At 61.8% G+C, this 18400-nt stretch carries 12 protein-coding genes; 8 read left to right on the top strand and 4 right to left on the bottom strand.

The features are described from left to right. Positions 1-58: 58 nt before the first annotated feature. A complete protein-coding gene (locus tag HG800_RS07560) occupies positions 59-853 on the bottom strand; it encodes an FkbM family methyltransferase (protein ID WP_169975384.1) in 795 nt (264 codons plus the stop codon). Positions 854-1089: 236 nt separating this feature from the next. On the opposite strand from HG800_RS07560, the gene HG800_RS07555 reads away from it, so the two are divergent. The 3 genes from HG800_RS07555 to HG800_RS07545 all read left to right on the top strand — a co-directional run bounded on the left by HG800_RS07555 (position 1090) and on the right by HG800_RS07545 (position 6840). Next, a complete protein-coding gene (locus HG800_RS07555; RefSeq protein WP_169975382.1) occupies positions 1090-4539 on the top strand; it encodes a pyruvate carboxylase in 3450 nt (1149 codons plus the stop codon). Between the two features lie 30 nt (positions 4540-4569). Then, positions 4570-5331, top strand: coding sequence for a biotin--[acetyl-CoA-carboxylase] ligase (locus tag HG800_RS07550; RefSeq protein ID WP_169975379.1), 762 nt, complete (start codon positions 4570-4572; stop codon positions 5329-5331). Between the two features lie 264 nt (positions 5332-5595). After that, complete coding sequence (locus tag HG800_RS07545) at positions 5596-6840, top strand: glycosyltransferase (protein ID WP_206352158.1); 1245 nt, start codon at positions 5596-5598, stop codon at positions 6838-6840. Between the two features lie 11 nt (positions 6841-6851). Here HG800_RS07545 and HG800_RS07540 read toward each other — a convergent pair whose 3' ends face one another. After that, the gene (locus tag HG800_RS07540) at positions 6852-7880 is read right to left on the bottom strand and encodes a hypothetical protein (RefSeq protein WP_169975377.1); all 1029 of its coding nucleotides are present in this window, start codon (positions 7878-7880) and stop codon (positions 6852-6854) included. A gap of 193 nt (positions 7881-8073) precedes the next feature. Here HG800_RS07540 and HG800_RS07535 point away from each other — a divergent pair, with 193 nt between their 5' ends. From HG800_RS07535 to secD, 5 genes are all read left to right on the top strand, one after another. Next, on the top strand, positions 8074-9546 hold the full coding sequence (locus tag HG800_RS07535) for a DUF1570 domain-containing protein (RefSeq protein WP_169975375.1): 1473 nt from the start codon (positions 8074-8076) through the stop codon (positions 9544-9546). Positions 9547-9723: 177 nt separating this feature from the next. Then, positions 9724-11088, top strand: a complete 1365-nt coding sequence (locus tag HG800_RS07530; protein WP_169975372.1) for a DNA-directed RNA polymerase subunit alpha C-terminal domain-containing protein — start codon at positions 9724-9726, stop codon at positions 11086-11088. A gap of 75 nt (positions 11089-11163) precedes the next feature. Continuing rightward, positions 11164-12291, top strand: coding sequence for a tRNA guanosine(34) transglycosylase Tgt (tgt, locus tag HG800_RS07525; RefSeq protein WP_169975370.1), 1128 nt, complete (start codon positions 11164-11166; stop codon positions 12289-12291). 90 nt (positions 12292-12381) lie between these two features. Then, positions 12382-12756, top strand: a complete 375-nt coding sequence (gene yajC, locus HG800_RS07520) for a preprotein translocase subunit YajC (RefSeq protein ID WP_169975368.1) — start codon at positions 12382-12384, stop codon at positions 12754-12756. Positions 12757-12922: 166 nt separating this feature from the next. After that, the gene (gene secD, locus HG800_RS07515) at positions 12923-16162 is read left to right on the top strand and encodes a protein translocase subunit SecD (protein WP_169975366.1); all 3240 of its coding nucleotides are present in this window, start codon (positions 12923-12925) and stop codon (positions 16160-16162) included. A gap of 122 nt (positions 16163-16284) precedes the next feature. Here the strand turns inward: secD and HG800_RS07510 are convergent, their stop codons facing one another. Together HG800_RS07510 and cimA are read right to left on the bottom strand one after the other, a co-directional pair. Then, a complete protein-coding gene (locus HG800_RS07510) occupies positions 16285-16731 on the bottom strand; it encodes a bis(5'-nucleosyl)-tetraphosphatase (RefSeq protein WP_169975363.1) in 447 nt (148 codons plus the stop codon). Between the two features lie 26 nt (positions 16732-16757). Further along, positions 16758-18389, bottom strand: a complete 1632-nt coding sequence (gene cimA / locus HG800_RS07505; RefSeq protein ID WP_169975361.1) for a citramalate synthase — start codon at positions 18387-18389, stop codon at positions 16758-16760. Between the last annotated feature and the right edge of the window lie 11 nt (positions 18390-18400).

The following is an 18400-nucleotide window of genomic DNA, read 5'->3' as shown; positions in this document are numbered from 1 at the left end:
ACGCAACGCTCGTTAGCGATGCGGATGGCCTGCGCGGATTGGGGAAAACCGGCTTGCCTCAGCGAAGGTAACGACTCACGATACGAGCGAGCTTCGGGTGGCGATTTGCAGTGTCCTGGAGTCGCCGTGCAATCCGAAGGGCCGAGGGACCAAGATCCGACATCTGATGCAGTCGGTGGTAGCGGAATGGCACATACTCATCAGTCACGTTGACCGGCGCGGCGAAGCGATCCAGAAGTTGGCGGTCCTCGCTCCGAACATAGTAACGGTTGATGCCATCGAACGCGGCGAAAAGATACTCGACCCCGAGCAGCAAGGGTTCCCAGACATCGGTTCCGTTATCTTCGACCAGGACGATCACTGGCCGCCAGCGGTTCCAGTCTCCACCTTCGATCACCTCGCGTTCGTGGCTTTCGGCATCGACTTTGAGAAAATCGATCTCCTGTCCCGGAAGAACGTGCTGCTCGCAGACCCTGGCAAGGGTGGTGACGGGGATCGATCGCTCGACAAACTCAAACCCCCAGCGAGCCATCTCCGCGCCCTGTGCAGGAGAGAAAGTTGACCAGCCCGGTGCGGAAAGCGTCTGGTAGAAAGTCAAGGTCCTATCTTGGTTCGAGAGACCGAGGTTCATATTGATGTCTCGAGGACGATCCTTCTGAAGTCGATCAAACAGTTCGGTCTCTTGCTCCGGCTCAATGTTGATCCCGCTCCAGCCCTGTTCGTAGAAATGCTTTGTCACAGAGTTGTGAATCGGGTCGTGCGCCCCAACGTCAATGTAGAAGCCCTGGTTCCGGCCCGCGAAGACGCGGTTGAGCAGGACATCCTCGGCGTTCTGGGCGTACGAGATCATCATCGGACAGGCACTCCTTCGGAGAGTTCGGCCGCCGATCGGCTTTCTCTCTGGGTTTCCTATCCCCGATCCGGAGAACGGTCAACCGGAGATCCTGAAGTCGATTCGATAGTGCGTACCCTCGCGAGCAGGAACGAACGTTGTAAGTGAGCGTCATCTCGCCCCCGGTCTTGCGATGCGTTAGGATACTGCCAACCACGATTCTCTCCCACGTACCCGAAACCGCCCGAGAGCGTTCGATGCCTGCCTTTCGCAAGTTGCTGGTCGCAAACCGCGGCGAAATCGCCATCCGGATCTTTCGATCGGCTCACGAGCTGGGGATTCGGACTGTTGCGATTTACTCGAACGAGGATCGCTTTGCCATGCATCGGCTCAAGGCTGATGAGGCGTACCTCGTCGGGAAACCGGGAGAGCCGATCCGCAGCTATCTCGGGATCGACAACATTATTGCACTGGCCGTCGAGAAGGAGGTCGACGCCATCCATCCCGGCTATGGCTTCCTGAGCGAGAATGCCACCTTCGCCCGAGCCTGCCAGAAAGCCGGAATCGTCTGGGTCGGGCCAAGGCCCGAGTTACTCGACATGCTCGGCGACAAGGTCGCCGCACGGAAACTGGCCGAGGAAGCCGGCGTACCCATCCTCGGCGGCACGAAGGAGCCGATCGTTCCTGGGCCGGAAGCGCACGCCAAGGCCGAGGCGATGGGATACCCCGTCATCGTCAAAGCTGCGATGGGAGGTGGTGGCAGGGGGATGCGCGTGGTCGAGACCCCGGACGAACTCGACAACGCGCTCGACCAGGCCCGCCGCGAGGCTCAAACCGCGTTCGATTGTCCCGATGTCTTCCTCGAAAAGTTCATCCGTCACGCGAAGCACATCGAGGTGCAGCTCCTCGGCGATCAGCACGGAAACCTCGTGCATCTGTACGAACGCGATTGCTCGGTCCAACGGCGTCATCAGAAGATCATCGAGATCGCTCCCGCCGCGAGCCTTGAACCGAAGCTGCGCGAGGCCATCTGCGATGCTGCCATCAAGCTCGGCCGCCACTGCCGCTACGACAACGCCGGGACGGTCGAGTTCCTCGTCGATACCGACGCCAACGCCTTCTCGTTCATTGAGGTGAACCCTCGGATTCAGGTCGAGCACACGGTAACGGAGATGATCACTGGCGTTGACTTGATCAAGAGTCAAATCCTGATCGCCGCCAATTCCCCGCTCTCCGACCCCGAAATCGGCCTGCCTAGCCAGGAATCGGTCGAGGTCCACGGCCACGCCTTCCAGTGCCGTATTACCACCGAGGACCCGGAAAACAACTTCACCCCCGACTACGGGCGGATCACCTCCTACCGCTCTCCCGGAGGCATGGGCTTACGGCTCGACAGCGGCACAGCGATCACTGGGGCGATCGTCACGCCCTTTTACGACTCGATGCTCGTGAAGGTCAGCGCCCAGGGCAGGCGCTTCATCGACGCCGTCAATCGAATGAAGCGAGCGCTCGATGAGTTCCGCATCCGAGGGGTCAAGACGAACATCCCCTTCCTGCTCAACGTCATCGACCATCCCGACTTCGCCGCTGGTCGCTGCACGACACGGTTCATCGACCAAACGCCCGATCTGTTCATCTTCCCCAAGCGGCAGGACCGTGCCAGTCGACTGCTCAGCTTCGAGGCCGATGTCGCCGTCAACGGCTTCCCCGGCGTCACCCGGCCGAGCGGCTATGTGCCCGATCCCGAGCCGCAGCCCCCGGCTTACGATCAGACAGCCACACCTCCCGACGGCTCTCGACAACGTTTCCAGGCCCTCGGCGCCGAGAAGTTCGCTGCCTGGGTCCGGGAACAGCCCCATCTCCTGCTGACCGACACCACCTTCCGCGACGCCCATCAGTCGTTGCTTGCCACCCGGATGCGGACCCGGGAGATGCTCAGGGTGGCCGCAGCCTACGCTCGGAATTGCCCCGAACTGTTCTCGATCGAGATGTGGGGCGGGGCGACGTTCGACACTTCGATGCGATTCCTGAAGGAAGATCCCTGGGAACGTCTCGTCCAGCTTCGCGAGGCGATTCCGAATATCCTCTTCCAGATGCTCCTGCGCGGCTCGAACGCCGTCGGTTACACGAGTTACCCCGATAACGTCGTTCGGGCGTTCGTCAAGGAAGCAGCCGACGCCGGGATCGACCTGTTCCGCGTCTTCGACTCGCTCAACTGGGTGCCGAACATGGAGGTCTCGATCGAGGCCATCCGCGAGTCGGGGGCCCTCTGCGAGGCCGCTATTTGCTACACCGGCGACATCCTCGACCCGAAGCGGACAAAGTACGACCTGAAGTACTACGTCTCGATGGCCAGGGAACTGGAAAAACGCGGGGCAAACCTGATCGCGATCAAGGACATGGCCGGCCTCTGCAAACCGTACGCCGCCGAACAGTTGATTAAAGCCCTCCGCGAAGAAGTCGGCCTGCCGATCCACTTCCACACCCACGACATCGGCGGCGCCCAGGCGGCGAGTGTCGTCAAGGGGGCCGAGGTCGGCCTCGACATCGCCGATGGCGCGGTTGCGTCCATGTCCGGCCTCACCTCGCAGCCTAGCCTCAACGCGATCGTCGAATCCCTCCGGTTCACCCCTCGGGAATCGGGAATCAACCCGGCCCGCTTGATCGAGATGAGCCAGTACTGGGAGGCCGCCCGAGCCCTCTACGCCCCCTTCGAGACCGGCCAAAAGGCCCCTTCGGCCGAGGTCTACGCCTACGAAATGCCCGGGGGCCAGTACACGAACCTCTTCCAGCAGGCCAAGGCCCTCGGGCTCGACGAACGCTGGCCCGAGGTCTGCGCGATGTACGCCGAGGTCAACCTCCTGTTCGGCGACATCGTCAAGGTCACCCCCTCGTCGAAGGTTGTCGGCGATATGGCCCTGTTCATGGTCGCAAACAACCTGACGGCGGAAGACGTGGTCGACGATCGCCGTGAGCTGGCATTCCCCGAAAGCGTGGTCGAGTTCGTCGAAGGAAGACTTGGCCAGCCGCCGGGCGGATTCCCTCATGAGGTTCAGCAACGAATCCTCAAGGGACGCCCCGCGATGACCGATCGGCCGGGCAAAGATCTTCCTCCGGCCGACCTCGACGCCGCCCGGCAGAAGGCCTCGGAACTGCTCGGTCACGAGGCGACGACCCGAGACGCCCTGAGCCTCCTGCTCTACCCTCGTGTCTTCCCCGAACTGGCGACGCACCTGAGGAATTTCTCCGACACATCGGTCTTACCCACCTCCGTCTTTTTCTTCGGGCCGGAGATCGGCGCGGAGCATCCGGTCGAGATCGAACCGGGTAAGACGCTCATCGTCAAGCTCGTCGCCATCGGCGAGCCGCACGTCGACGGCACCCGCACCGCCTTCTTCGAGCTAAACGGCCAGCCCCGCGAGATCATCGTCGCCGACCGTTCGCTCGCCTCGGCCGTGAAGACGGCCCCGAAGGCCGACCCGGGCGACCCGAACCAGATTGCCTCCCCCCTGCCCGGCCTCGTCGTTGGCGTGGCAGTCTCGACGGGCGATCCGGTTCGCAAGGGGCAGAAACTCCTCTCGATCGAGGCGATGAAGATGGAGACGACTCTCTACGCAGAGCGGCCTGGCCGGGTGGCCGAGGTGCTCGCCTCGGTCGGCCTCCAGGTCCAGGCGGGGGATCTTCTCATTCGCATGACCGATTCCTGAGCGTTCGATCCCCGAGGAGTTCACCCCCCGATGCCCGCCGGTTGGTCCGTCGTTCGGCTTGGAGAGGTTGGTTCGACCAACGACCTCGCCAAGCAACACGCCCTCAATCCGATCGATCCACTCACGTTCCCTCTGGTCTTTCGGGCTGATCGCCAGACTCAGGGACGCGGGCGAGGCGCGAACTCCTGGTGGTCCGACTCGGGAAGCCTGACCTTCAGCGTCCTGCTCGACCCCCTCGCCTTCGGCCTCGAGGATCGGCACACGCCGCTATCCTCGCTCGCAACCGCCATCGCAGTCATTGAAACGGTCGAGCCGTGGATTGATCGGGGATCGGTGGCTTTGCGCTGGCCGAACGATGTCGAGATCGATGCTCGGAAAATTGCCGGTATCCTTCCGGAACGCATCAACGGACCACTCGGGCCTCGACTGATCATCGGCATCGGCCTGAACGTCCGGTCCAACCTCGACGAAGCCCCCGACGAAGTTCGTCGCCTGGCTGCCGCACTTGCCGAGTTCTCCGATCGACCCATCCCGCCCGAGAGTCAAGAAACGCTGTTCGAACACCTCCTCGATCGGCTAGACGCAAACCTTCGCTTGCTCGCTCAGGATGATCCCGGCCTTGCCCGATCGTGGGCCTTGCGGGATCAGCTGCGGGAGGCTCCCGTCCGAATCGACCTGGGTGGTGAGATCGTCGAGGGCCTGGGCGGCGGTATCGGACCGGACGGCGGCCTACGTATCCAGTGCTCGCCCGAGGATCGCGTGGTCTATGGGGGACGGGTCCTTCGAGCCTGAGTGTCTCCCGAAAGTCGCTCATCTCTCTCAGCCAATCTCCCGGAGTGACGCCCTCAGCACCCGTCGTGAACAGGTTGTTTCGAGCAACTCTCGGAAGAAGTCCGTCCTTAAATGGCCTGGTGCGCCGTAGAGTCGTTCGAAATCCCGCGGCAACTATGATGAGAGGGTCGCTGAACTCGCAAGGTCGATCGAAAAACTCCTTCGACAATCCCCCCTCGGTGACGTCGCTATTCCCGATTTCGAGCATCCAGCAGGGAGTGTCTTGTGCCACGCCTGGCCTACTTCGTGAATTCGTATCCCATGCCAAGCCAGACGTTCATCCGGCGAGAGATCGGTTCGCTGGAGGCGCAGGGCATTCCGGTCATCCGCTACGCGATTCGGGATTCGGGCCTCCCTCGGGTCGATCCGGATGATCAGGCCGAGTACGAGAAGACGCGACGCCTCCTCGACTCCGGGGCCTTCGGACTGCTGGGTGCCTTGATCAGCACCATCCTCACCCGACCGGTGCGGCTCGTTCAGGCACTCGCTGCAACCTGGCGGCTCGGCCGTCGCTCCGAACGTGGGCTGACCTTTCACCTGATTTACCTTGCCGAAGCCTGCCTGCTCAGGCGATGGGCTCAGCGCGATCAGGTAAGCCACCTCCACGTTCACTTCGGCACCAATTCGGCCACGGTCGCCCTGCTCTGTCACCTGCTCGGCGGCCCGAGTTATAGCGTGACGGTCCACGGTCCCGAGGAGTTCGACGCCCCGAAGGCCCTTTCTCTCGCGGAGAAGGTGCGGCATTCCGCATTCACCGTCGCCATCAGCTCGTTCGGCCGCAGTCAGCTCTGGCGATGGGCCGATCCAGGCGACTGGGACAAGATTCACGTCGTCCGATGCGGCCTGGCGGTCGATTTTCTCGATCGCCCCCCGACTGACCCGCCCGAGGCTCCTCGGTTCCTCAATATCGGCCGACTCGCCCCAGAAAAGGGCCAGCTCGTCCTGATCGAGGCCGCGGCCGAACTGCTGAAGCGGGGGCGCACTTTCGAACTGACTCTGGTCGGCGATGGTCCCTTTCGACCGATCCTGGAAGATCTGATCGATCGCAGAGGCCTGAGCGATCACGTCCTCCTTGCCGGCTGGCAGAGCAGCGCTCAGGTCCGTGAGGCTCTGGAAGGAAGCCGGGCACTGGTGCAATCCAGTTTTGCCGAGGGGCTTCCGGTGGTCATCATGGAAGCCCTCGCCCTGCACCGTCCGGTGATCTCGACCACGATCGCGGGCATTCCCGAACTGATCCGCACCGGAGAGTCGGGTTGGCTCGTTCCGGCCGGATCGATCACCGACCTGGCCGACGCCATGGAAGCGGCGCTCGATGCGACCCCTGCCGAACTCCGTCGGATGGGATCCGCCGGAGCAGCCAGAGTGGCCGCCAATCACGACGTACGCCGTGAGGCTGCTCGCCTGGCTGAACTGTTTCCCGGGATCGAGCCGAGCCGGCTCCCGAAGGAACCGGCTCACCTCTCAGCCTAATCCTCGCTCATTTACTCGCGAACGATCAGAGGCAAGACGGCCTCGATCGCTCCCTCGGGTCCATCACCGGCCTCGACCTTGCCGACCAGTTCCCAGCGCTCAACGTGCTCGACCACCTCTCCCGGTCCGAGTCGGACGAGCGGTCCCAAGGTTTCCAGTTCGAGCATATCGACGTTCGTGAACGTTTCGTAATTGACACCCCGGTCGGGATAGACACGCCCTGGCAGGTAGGGAAACCGCTTTAGAAAGAGCGTGCCCTGATTGAGATAACCGACCACGCCGAGCGGAGTCGAGATGCCCAGCTTCGTCGGCCCCCGATCGGTCTGCGGGTCTTGTCGGAGGGTCAGCGCTTTGGTTCCGAACGTCCATCGGGGATCCTGGAAATCGAAATAGGACCAGAGCGTCAGGCTCAGTTGCGGCGCGAACATCTCGGCCGTGGCGTTCTCGGCTCCACCGGGGTGCGGGGCTTTCGGCGGCAAGGGGATCACCTCGATCCCTCCCGGCGCCATCACCGACAAGGCCCAGATGGCCAGCTCCGTTGGCTGTCGGCCAGCGTTGCGAATGCGGTGGATCACCGTCGTCTCGGTGCCCGAAGGGGCCAGGGTAATCTCCATTTCCTTTTGAAGCTGAAAGGTCGGATCGGGCGGCACGATCACGCGGATCTGTCCCGGGCCGATCTGTTCGTACGTGACCGGGCTATTGTCGGGAACGTAGGTCCGCGCCGGGTCTTCAGGGCTCACCCAAAGTCGGTGCCCCCCTCGAATCTGCCAGCCGGATTCACCGGAACCACCGAGCTGATCCTCGTAAAGCTTGAACACGTTCTCGCCGTCGGTCAGCCGATAACTGATAACACGTGGGCCGACGTCGAGCGTCACGATCAGCTCGGCGTCGCCATTGCTGAGCTTGACGTTGTTTTCCCAGCCGCGAAACTCGACGATCTCCACGGTGACGTCCTCCTGCGCGGCGGCCGGAACATGCCCGGCGGCAATCAGCCCGGCGGCCGTCGTCAGAACGCCGGCCGTGAGTCGTAGCGGTCGCATGGTCGCGATCCTCGGTCGTCTCAGGTTCGAATCGGAAGAACGGGATGCAGACGGTCACCATCAGCCGGGCCTCGACCGGCTGCGGGCCGATCGCCAACGGTCGCACGGCGACGGCCGCTTGTCAAAGGGCCGGTGGTCGATTTCCAGCAGACAATCCCAACCGACCTCGGCAAGCACGAAGGAGCCAGTCACGATGAGCCGTCGGCACGCCAATCGAGCCGGAATCCTGACCCTCGTGTTCGAATTGCTCGTGGCGATCGCACCAGCCTCTGCGGATCTCCTCTATTTCACCGAGGGAGGAGAGGTCCAGCTTCCCATCGAGATCGACGGAGAGATCATTCGTGTGCGCTCCCCAGACGGATCGTACACCTTTCGTCCCGACGATTTCCAAGCCATCGTCCCCGGCCACTGGCCCGAGCACGATTGGCCGTTGCGTCGCGATCAGGCCAATGCCGGCGATGCCTCGGACCAGTTCCGAGCCGCCTGGTGGGCCATCGAACGCGGGTTGACCTCCGAAGGGGTGGCCATGCTTCGTGCCTCGCATCGGAGCGCTCCAACTCTGGAACCAGTGGCCCGCCTCGTCTCGATCCTTGATCGGCTGGAACAACCTGCCCAGGCCCCAGACCTGACCGCGCTGCGTAGGCTCCTTCGATCCGAGTTCAAGGTGGCCGAAACTCCACGATTGATTCTCCTTCATCAACACGAGGATTCCGACGCAACCGCCCGGCTCGCACTCCTTGATCAGATTGTCACGACCTTTTATCTCACCTTCACGACCCTCGGATTCGATCTCCGGCTCCCGTCCGAAAAGCTTGTGGCCGTCTGGTTTGCCGAAGAATCGGATTACCTGGCCTTTGTGCGCAAGGAAGCCGGCGAGGCATTCCTGACGACCCGAGGCTATTACCATCCGACCCGCCGGGTTGTGTTCGTTGCCGACAGCCGCAACCAGCCTGAAGACAAGCGATTGACCACGGGGCTTCGCCATCGCCTCGACGAACTCGACCAGGCGGAGCGATCGCTTGCCAACGTCTCCCCTTCAGCCCGGTTTCGATTCTCACTGTCAGGCGATCGCCCTCGGACTCTGAACCGACAGGGGGCTGAACTTCGGATTGATGCCTTGCGCAGAGACACGCAACGCACACTCTTGCTCCACGACCTGGAGCAGCGCCGATCGGATCAGGCGGCGGCAGTTCACGAGCTGGTCCATCAACTGGTGATTGCCTCGGGGCTCTCGCCGCAATACGACCAGTTCCCGATCTGGCTCCACGAAGGAATTGCCATGCAATTCGAGGCATTCCGAGGTGGCCAGTGGGCCGGACTTGCCGACATCCCAGGCCACCGGATCGAGCAGTGGCGACGGCTTCGATCGATTCCATCACTCGAAGCAATCGTCCGAGACGAGGGGTTCGGTCAGGGCTACGCACCCGCTCCCTATGCCGCAGCCTGGGCACTGGTCTTGCATCTGCGGACAAAGGACCCTGAGGGGTTCGTGGCGTTCCTGGATCAGCTTCGGAATCCTCGATCCGGGAGCACCAACCACGGTGTCGCCGCGTTCCAAGCTGCTTTCGGAAAACAAACGGAGGGGTTGCGACGCGAATGGATCGAACATCTTCTGACGGTCCGCACCGCCATCGAAGCGAATGCTCCGCCCCGGTCACGGAAATGAGGACCAGGAGCTTGACACCGAGCAACCCCCTGCCTCCAGACTCTCGTCCGATGTCTTGCTCACGGCGTGAATTTTGGTAAATTGGACTCTTTGTCTCGCACGGTTCCCCGTCTGCGCCGGTTCATCGAGGAACCGGATGATGGTACGGGTGCCGCAGCGTCGCATTGAGGCACGCCGATGACCGACCAGATGACCTCCGATGTCCGGGCCTTGATGGACCGCGACCCGTTCGACCTCTCCACCGTGGCCGACTTACGTGAGCTGCTCGGCCGCGACCCCTCACGCTACCGGACCCTCCGAGAGGCCGTTCAGAACATCAAGGATCGGGCCCGAGGGGGGGAACTGGAGCCGGATCTTCAGCTCAGACTCGGTGTGGCCGAAGTGCTTCACGGGCACTATCTCCAGGCGCTCGAACACCTGGAAAAGGCCGGCGACAGCGGTATGGCCCACTTCCATCGCGGACTGGCCCTGGAGAACCTCCAGCGCTGGGAAGAAGCCGCCGATGCCTTCGCCGCTGCCGGCGAGTCGGACTACGACGCCAAGCTCGCCACCTTGCACCGCGCCGGTGCCATGCGACGGGCGGGCAAGCCGGACGTGGCCCGATCACTGCTGAAACAACTTGAAGGCCAGGCCGACGGCAAGGCCGAATATCACTATCAGATTGGCTGCCTCCTGGCCGACGATCGCGAGCAACTTGAAGCCGCCGCTGCCTTCGAGCGTGCCCTGGAACTCGACCGCGACCACACCGGTGCATTGTTCCAACTGGCTTACATCAACGATCTTTACGGAAACGATGACGTCGCCGTCGATTACTATCGCCAGTGCCTTCGTCATCCGCCCGTGCCCCTGGCCGCCCTGATCAATCTCGGGATCCTGCTCGAAGACGACCAGCGGTATCGAGAGGCGGAAACCTTCTACAACCAGGTGCTCGATCACCTCGGGAATGAGCCCCGAGCCCGGCTCTACGCCAAGGACTGCCGCGCCAGCCGCGACATGTACTATGACGAAAGCCTGGAGAAACAGTACGACCGGCTTCGCACCTTGCTTGAGATCCCCGTCACTGACTTCGAGCTGTCTGTTCGCAGCCGAAACTGCCTGCGCAAAATGAACATCCGAACGCTCGGCGACCTGACCCGAACCACCGAGGTCGCCCTGCTCGCCTCCAAGAACTTTGGCGAAACCTCCCTGTCCGAGATCAAGCAGATCATGGACACCAAGGGGCTTCGGCTCGGCATGGCTCTTGAATCCCCAGACCGCGGCGCTCCGCTCGCCCGGCCAACGCACCACGCCCCTGTCCCGAGCGGACCGTCCGCAGCCGAGGTCTCTCCCGAAGAACGGGCCATCCTGGGCAAACCGATCAGCGAGCTGAACCTTTCGGTACGATCGCGCAAATGCATGTCGAAGTTGAACCTTCAGACGATCGGCGACCTCGTGAGCCGAACCGGGGACGAACTGCTCGAATGCAAAAACTTCGGTGTCACCTCGCTCAATGAGGTCCGAGAAAAGCTTTCTGAGATGGGGCTCAAGCTGCGGAACGACTGACCGAATCGGAGGGCTGTCGGAAACGCTTTGCTTCCCACCAGCCCTCGTATTGATGACCCGCGAGCCCGATAACGCATGGCTTCCCCTGTTCGATTCGAATTGCTCGCGGTTGACTCAGGATCGGCCGCGCGCTCTGGTCTGCTGCATACGCGCCACGGAACGGTGGAAACGCCGATCTTCATGCCGGTCGGCACCCAGGCAACCGTCAAGGGGATCGTGCCCGACCTGCTCCGGGCCTCTGGAAGCCGGATGCTCCTCGCCAACACCTACCACCTCGCCTTGCGGCCCAGTGAAGCAGTGGTTCAGGAGCTCGGCGGACTGCACCGGTTCATGGCCTGGGACGGGCCGATATTGACCGATTCTGGAGGCTTTCAGGTCTTTAGCATGAGCGACCGGGTCACCCTTTCCGAACGAGGGGTCGCGTTCCGATCGCACCTAGATGGCAGCATGCTCGACCTGACTCCCGAACGGGCCATCGCCATTCAGGAGGCCCTTGGGGCTGATGTGGCGATGGTCCTCGACCATTGCCCCGCCCTCCCGGCTGAGAAAGCCGCGATCGCTGAGGCGACTGATCGCACTGTTCGATGGGCGAAGCGCTGCAAAGCGGCCCGGACCCGTCCCGATCAGGCCGTATTTGGGATTGTCCAGGGAGGAGCCCACCCAGACCTCCGTGGTGAGTGCGCCGATCGACTCGTCGAGATCGGCTTCGACGGCTACGCCATCGGAGGCGTCAGCGTCGGCGAGTCGCCTGAGGAGATCCGCAAGGCCCTCGAGGTCAGTACCCCGCATCTCCCCTCGGATCATGCGCGGTATCTGATGGGGGTCGGTCGCCCGCAGGATGTGCTCGACGCGATCGCAGCCGGGGTCGACATGTTTGATTGCGTGCTGCCGACCCGAAACGGCCGCAACGCCACCTGCCTGACCATGCACGGAACGGTTCGCATGCGTAATGCCGCGCACAAGAGCGACCCGGGTCCGATTGAGGAGGGGTGCAACTGTCTCGCCTGCACCCAGTTCAGTCGAGGCTATATCCGCCACCTGTTCCTGGCTGACGAGATGCTCGGCCCGATTTTGGCCTCGGTTCACAACCTGGCATTCCTTCATCGGCTCGTTTCTCGGGCTCGGGAAGCGATCCGGGCAGGCCGTTACGTCCAATTCCGGGCGGAGACGCTTGAAGCCCTTGGCCCGTCATCGGTAAAGTGATCCGATTGTCTGGTAGTGATCGATTGGCCGATCGCTGATCCAGTGACTCCGTTACGTTCGACCGACTCGCAGAAACGACGATCCCCGACCATGCCCGGCACGATCTGTTCGCTCATTCCGGTGTGCTTCGCTCAGGCGGCTCAGGGAGCCGGCGGCGAAGCTCAGCTTTCTCCGATGATGGTGCTGCTCGTGCAATTCGGGCCAGTGTTGCTGCTGGCCTTCTTCCTGTTTTTCTGGCTGCCGATGCGCAACCAGAAGCGGCGTATGGCAATGATCCACGCCCTGAAGAAGAACGATCGCGTGCTCACGGAGTCGGGTATCTACGGAACGGTGGTGTCGGTCGATGAGAAGGCCGACAAGATCGTGCTTCGGATCGACGACGAGAAGGGAGTCCGGCTGACCTGCCGCAAGACAAGCGTTGTCGGCCTCGTCGACGCGGGAGCGACGGAATCGAAAGCCTCGTGAGCTGAGCCCTCGGACGGTTTCGCAAGCCAAGAGACCCAGGGCGGCAATCGTCAAGGGAATGAATAATCTTGAATGACGATCGGATCGGGACGGGGCTGGGCCGCTCCGCCCCGGGCCGGACGGGGACGCATCTCCCCCCTCGCCGTGCGGCCCCCAAGGACCTGCCATGAAGAATGTGACCTCTCGCCTCATCCTGATCGCCCTTGCAGCCATCTCTGGCCTGGCGATCCTCTTCTCTCAGCAACTCAACCTGAGCGATGAGCGCCCGTTGAAGCTGGGCATCGACCTTTCCGGCGGCACGATCCTGGTCTATCAGGTCGAGGAACAGGCCGGCGAGCCGGTCGACCTGAATGAACTTGTGGCGGCCCTGAAGCGACGGATCAACCCCGAAGGTGTTTTCGACATCACGATCCGCCCCGTCGGCCAGGATCGCGTCGAAATCATCATGCCCGAGGAGATGGCCAATCAGACCCAGGAAGTCAAACGCAAGTTGACCGAAGTGGGGTCACTGGCGTTTCGCATCCTCGCGTCCACCAATCGGGCTGCCGACTTCCCGTCCTACCTCAACCGACTGAACCGAGACACACCCCCGATCGTCGATCGGCTGCCGGTGGTCAAGTCTCCGGGCTCCGACTCCGAAAGCTTCCGTTGGGCAAAAGTTGGTGAAGAAGTGGTCGTGCCTGCCGCCAGCGGCACCCCGACCTCGGTGAGTGAACGGACCATCACCGACACCAATGCCGATTGGGAGCCGAACCGCTTCCGAGGCTTGCAGGTCGTCCTGGAACGCTCCGACAACGCCCCTTCCGCCCGCTTCGAGATTGAACGCAACACCAAGGACACCCTCGTCCTCCGGCAACCGCACCAGTTTGCTTCCAGTACCATCACCGGCTACGCGGTTGACTTTGCCGATGGCTCGAACCAGATCATCGACCCGATTCGGGAGTGGCCCGTCAATCGCTACTCCGGTCTTCCCGTGGTCCTGGAAGGCCTTCGCAACGGCGAGCCGGCCACGGCGACCACGGAGATTTCCGGCAATACCTCCAACACCATCACCCTGACCGAAGATCACGGGCTCGAATCCGTCACCTCCTACCGTCTGGCCTACAACCCCAGCGGTATCGCCATGGGAGCCGACGGCGTTTCGATCCTTCCCGAAACCGCCGGAGACTGGATCGTCCGGGGTGTGCCGTTCCCCACTCAACCCGGCCTCACGGAGTACTTCGTGCTCTACGAAGTCCCCCGGGATTCGCAGGATGTCACCGGCGACATGCTCGACCGGGTCTATCCCACCACGGACGAGCAACTCCGAGCAGCCGTTGGGTTTAACCTTGATCCGACCGGCTCGCGGCGCTTCGGTAACCTGACCGGACGCTATCGTCCGCGCCAGGAAGGAGCCTTCCGCTTTAACCTCGCCATCCTGCTCGACGGCGAGATCATGTCTGCTCCTCAGATCAATGACCGTATCACCGACCGTGGCATCATCACCATGGGAGGGCGGGGGAGCCAGGCCACGGAACAGGTGAATTACCTGATCGATATCCTCCGCGCAGGTAGCCTTCCCATCGCCTTGAATCCCACCCCCCTGCAGGAAGAAACGATCGGTCCAACCCTCGGCGAAGACACAATTCGCAAGGGGGTCTACGCCATCACGATTGCGTTGGGCCTCGTGCCGCTGTTTATGCTCGTGTATTACCGGGTGGCGGGCCTGATCTCGGTGATCGCCTTGCTGTTGAATATGGTCTTGTTGCTCGCCTCAATGGCTCTGACTGGCAGTTCGATCACCCTCCCCGGCCTCGCGGGCCTGGCGCTGACGATCGGTATGGCCGTCGATGCGAACGTCCTCATCTTTGAACGGATGAGGGAAGAACGCGACCGAGGAGCACCACTCGGACAGCAGATCCGCAACGGCTTCGGCAAGGCCTGGTCCACCATTCTCGACTCAAACGTCACGACGATCTTGACCGGCATCGTGCTCTGGTCGGTCGGGACCGAGGAGGTCAAGGGCTTCGCCCTGGTGACGATCATCGGCCTGCTCTGGAACCTGTTCACAGCCGTCTTTGTCTCGCGAACGCTCTTTGAACTGGCCTACCAGAAGGGCTGGATCAAACGGCTCAACATGCTCCGCCTCCTGAGCAAGACGAACATCGACTTCGTCGCCCCCCGACGTTACTGCATGGTCGGTTCGCTTCTGGTCATCGCGTTGGGACTGACCGTCTTCTTCAATCGGGGTGGTGCCGATCAACGAGGGGCGATGTATAACATCGACTTCACGGGCGGTACCCTCGTCACGGTCCAGCTTCAGAGTGAAGAACTCTCCGGAATGAGTTCCTCTGCCCGGGTTTCCTCCGTCCGAAATCAGGCCGGTGAATACCTGCCGAATGTGACGGTCGAGAGCCTGACGCTGATGGGAGAGCAGGGAGACTCCGCTGCCCCTCGGTACAATATTCGAACCACCGAAGACTCAACGGCAGCGGTTCAACAGGCCATTCTCGACGCCTTCCCCGAGAGTCTGGTTCGAGTCGATCTTCAGACCGAGGCCGTCAGCGAGGAATCCGATACTACCCTCAACGAGGAAGGCGCCAATCGCTTCCGATTGACATTCAACCTCCCTCAACAGCCTTCTCGGATTACCGAAGCCCTGGCCCGTGTCCTTGCCTCGGCCGAGCCTCCGGTTCCGAGTCCCCGCAGTCAGTTCAGCCTCTTGAACCCCGACGCTCCCCCGAACGATCCAGACCAGGCTGGCGAAACGCTCACCCTGAGCACAACCATCCCGGCTGATCAGATCAATCCCGCTCTGGCGACCCTCGGAGAGGAGCTTCGCAATGACCGCGACTTCCTGTTCGAGCGTCTGGAAACCTTCGGTGGCGTCGTGGCGGGCGAAACCCGGCAGAAGGCCATCGTGGCCATTGTCGCGAGTTGGATGATCATCATCGCGTACCTCTGGTTCCGCTTCCAGGCGGTCGCCTACGGATTCGCCGCAGTGATTGCCCTGATTCACGACGTGCTCATTGCGCTCGGCGCGGTGGCCCTGGCCGGCTACAAGATCGACCTGCCGATGATCGCGGCTTTCCTGACCTTGATTGGCTTCTCGGTCAACGACACGATCGTCATCTTCGACCGCATTCGAGAGATCAAAGGCAAATCGCCGAATCTTACGGCTCGCCTGGTCAACGATGCGATCAACATGACCTTGAGCCGAACGATCCTCACCTCACTTACGACGTGGCTCGTCGTCGTGATCTTCTACGGCTTCGGTGGCGAGGGACTTGCCGGCTTCTCGTTCTGCCTGGTGATCGGCTTCATCAGCGGTACCTACAGCACCATCTTCATCGCCGCCCCGATTCTCATCGAGTGGCTGGGGAAACGATCGAAGAAGGGCTCCGAGGCCCTCGCGACAAGCCGATGATCGGGGGCCACACGCAACAGGGCCTCTTGATCTTGAACCTTCGAAACGACCCGCCTTCTGGCGGGTCGTTTCGTGTTCAGAGGCTTGCTTGACGGTCGCCATTTCTCCGGGTCGTCAGCCGTTCAGAATCGATCACCGTTCCCGATCGAGCCGTGTCCGTCCAGATGCTGCGCGACCGCTGCCAGCAAAGGGTTAATCGTCCGCTCCTGGATATTATGTGGGGGTTGCCAGGAGAACCATTCGTGTCCGAGATGCTCCGTGGCCAAAATCTTGGGACGATCAGGCACGGTTGCCAGGAAGATCACGAGCGTCTTGCAATCGGGTGTTCCTGTCTTTTTGCGGACAGGATAATAAACCAATTCGAACCGAAAGCTCTCATCAAGAAGGATCGAGGATCGGGGAATCCCCGTTTCCTCCTCAAACTCGCGGTACGCGCACTCCAGGTCCGACTCGCCGGGATCGACTCGCCCCTTGGGCAGATCCCAGCGGTCTTTGTGTCGCATGAGTAAGAACGATCGGGGATCGGTTCGGGTCATCAACAAAATGCCGCAGGCTCGGATCTGTCGCATCGTGCGTTCGGTTCTCCCGGATCGGCTCACAAACCAGGGCCACCAGAGGACGCGGAAGCCAGATTCCCCTGTGATCGCTGCGACGCCGATTCTCTCGCGTCTTTCGAAAGCTTGTGATCGAAGGCATCAACGAGCGCAAGCCAACTCGCCTCGATCACGTTCTCGGACACGCCGACTGTTCCCCAGACCGAATCCTTGTCGCGGCTCTCAATCACCACGCGGACGCTGGCCGCAGTTCCGGCGCGAGCGTTGATCACACGTACCTTGTAGTCCACCAGACTCATTTCCCGGAGCCTTGGGAAGTGCGATTCAAGCGCTTTGCGCAAGGCACCGTCCAGGGCATTGACCGGGCCATCTCCCTCGCTCACGGTGTGCTCGATCGTCTCACCGACACGAAGCTTGACCGTCGCCTCGGTAATCGGCTCACCCCCGTCGCGCGCCTCGACACTCACGTGATAGTGCAGCCGCTCGAACCAGTTCTGATAGCGACCCGCTTCCTTCTCCACAAGCAAGACGAAGCTGGCCTCGGCGGCTTCGAACTGATACCCCTCGTTCTCGAGATCCTGCACCCGAGCGAGCACTCGTGCCATCAACGCCGAATCATGTTCCAGACCATGCTCGGCCAGCTTCTCCGCAATGTTCGATCGGCCGGACAGCTCGCTCACAAGCACCCGACGCTCGTTGCCGACCAGGCTCGGATCGATATGCTCGTAACTGTGAACGACCTTACGAATCCCATGAACATGCATCCCCCCTTTATGGGCGAACGCACTGGCTCCCACAAACGGCTGGCCGTTTCGGAAATTCAAATTCGCCAGTTCGTATACGTAGCGAGACACCTCCGTCAGATGTGTCAGGCTTCCCGGTCGCAGTAACTCGTATCCGTCATATTTCAATGACAGGTTGGCGATCACGCTACACAGGTCGACGTTTCCGCAGCGCTCGCCGATACCATTGATCGTCCCTTGCACCTGCGTTGCCCCGCGCCGGATCGCAGCCAGTGTGTTGGCGACGGCCAGCTCACCGTCATTGTGCGTATGGATGCCAAGGGGCACAGAGGTCACGGATCGAACCGCATCAATCGCCTCGGCGATCTGCTCGGGCAAGGTTCCGCCGTTGGTGTCGCAAAGCACAATCCAGGACGCCCCTGCCTCTGCCGCGTGCCGAATCGTGTTCAGGGCGTAGTCAGGGTTATGACGGTAGCCGTCAAAAAAGTGTTCAGCATCATACACGATCTCAGGACCGTGAGACGCGGACCCGAGAAATGCCACGGAATCGGCGATCATCCGAAGGTTCTCGTCCAGGCTGACGCCGAGCACCTCTCGGGCGTGCAGATCCCAACTCTTGCCAACCACGGTGATGACCGCAGACCCGGCGCCGACGAGCGCCTTCATTCCCGGATCATCTTCCGCAGCAATGTCTCTGCGGCGGGTCATGCCAAACGCGGCAACCCGTGCATGGGAGAGGTCCAGGTCGCGGACCGCTCGGAAAAATGCCTCGTCTTTAGGGTTGGAGAGGGGATACCCCCCTTCCACGTAATCGATCCCCAGTTCATCGAGCCGTTGAGTAATAAGCAGCTTATCCTGCAGCGAGAAGTTCACTCCCTCGCCCTGGCTGCCGTCGCGCAGAGTGGTGTCGTAGATGGCGATGCGCGTCATGAGAGGCGGTC

Origin of the sequence: Tautonia rosea, from assembly GCF_012958305.1 — a bacterium.
Lineage (GTDB): Bacteria > Planctomycetota > Planctomycetia > Isosphaerales > Isosphaeraceae > Tautonia > Tautonia rosea.
This window is presented reverse-complemented; position numbering and strand designations above follow the sequence as displayed.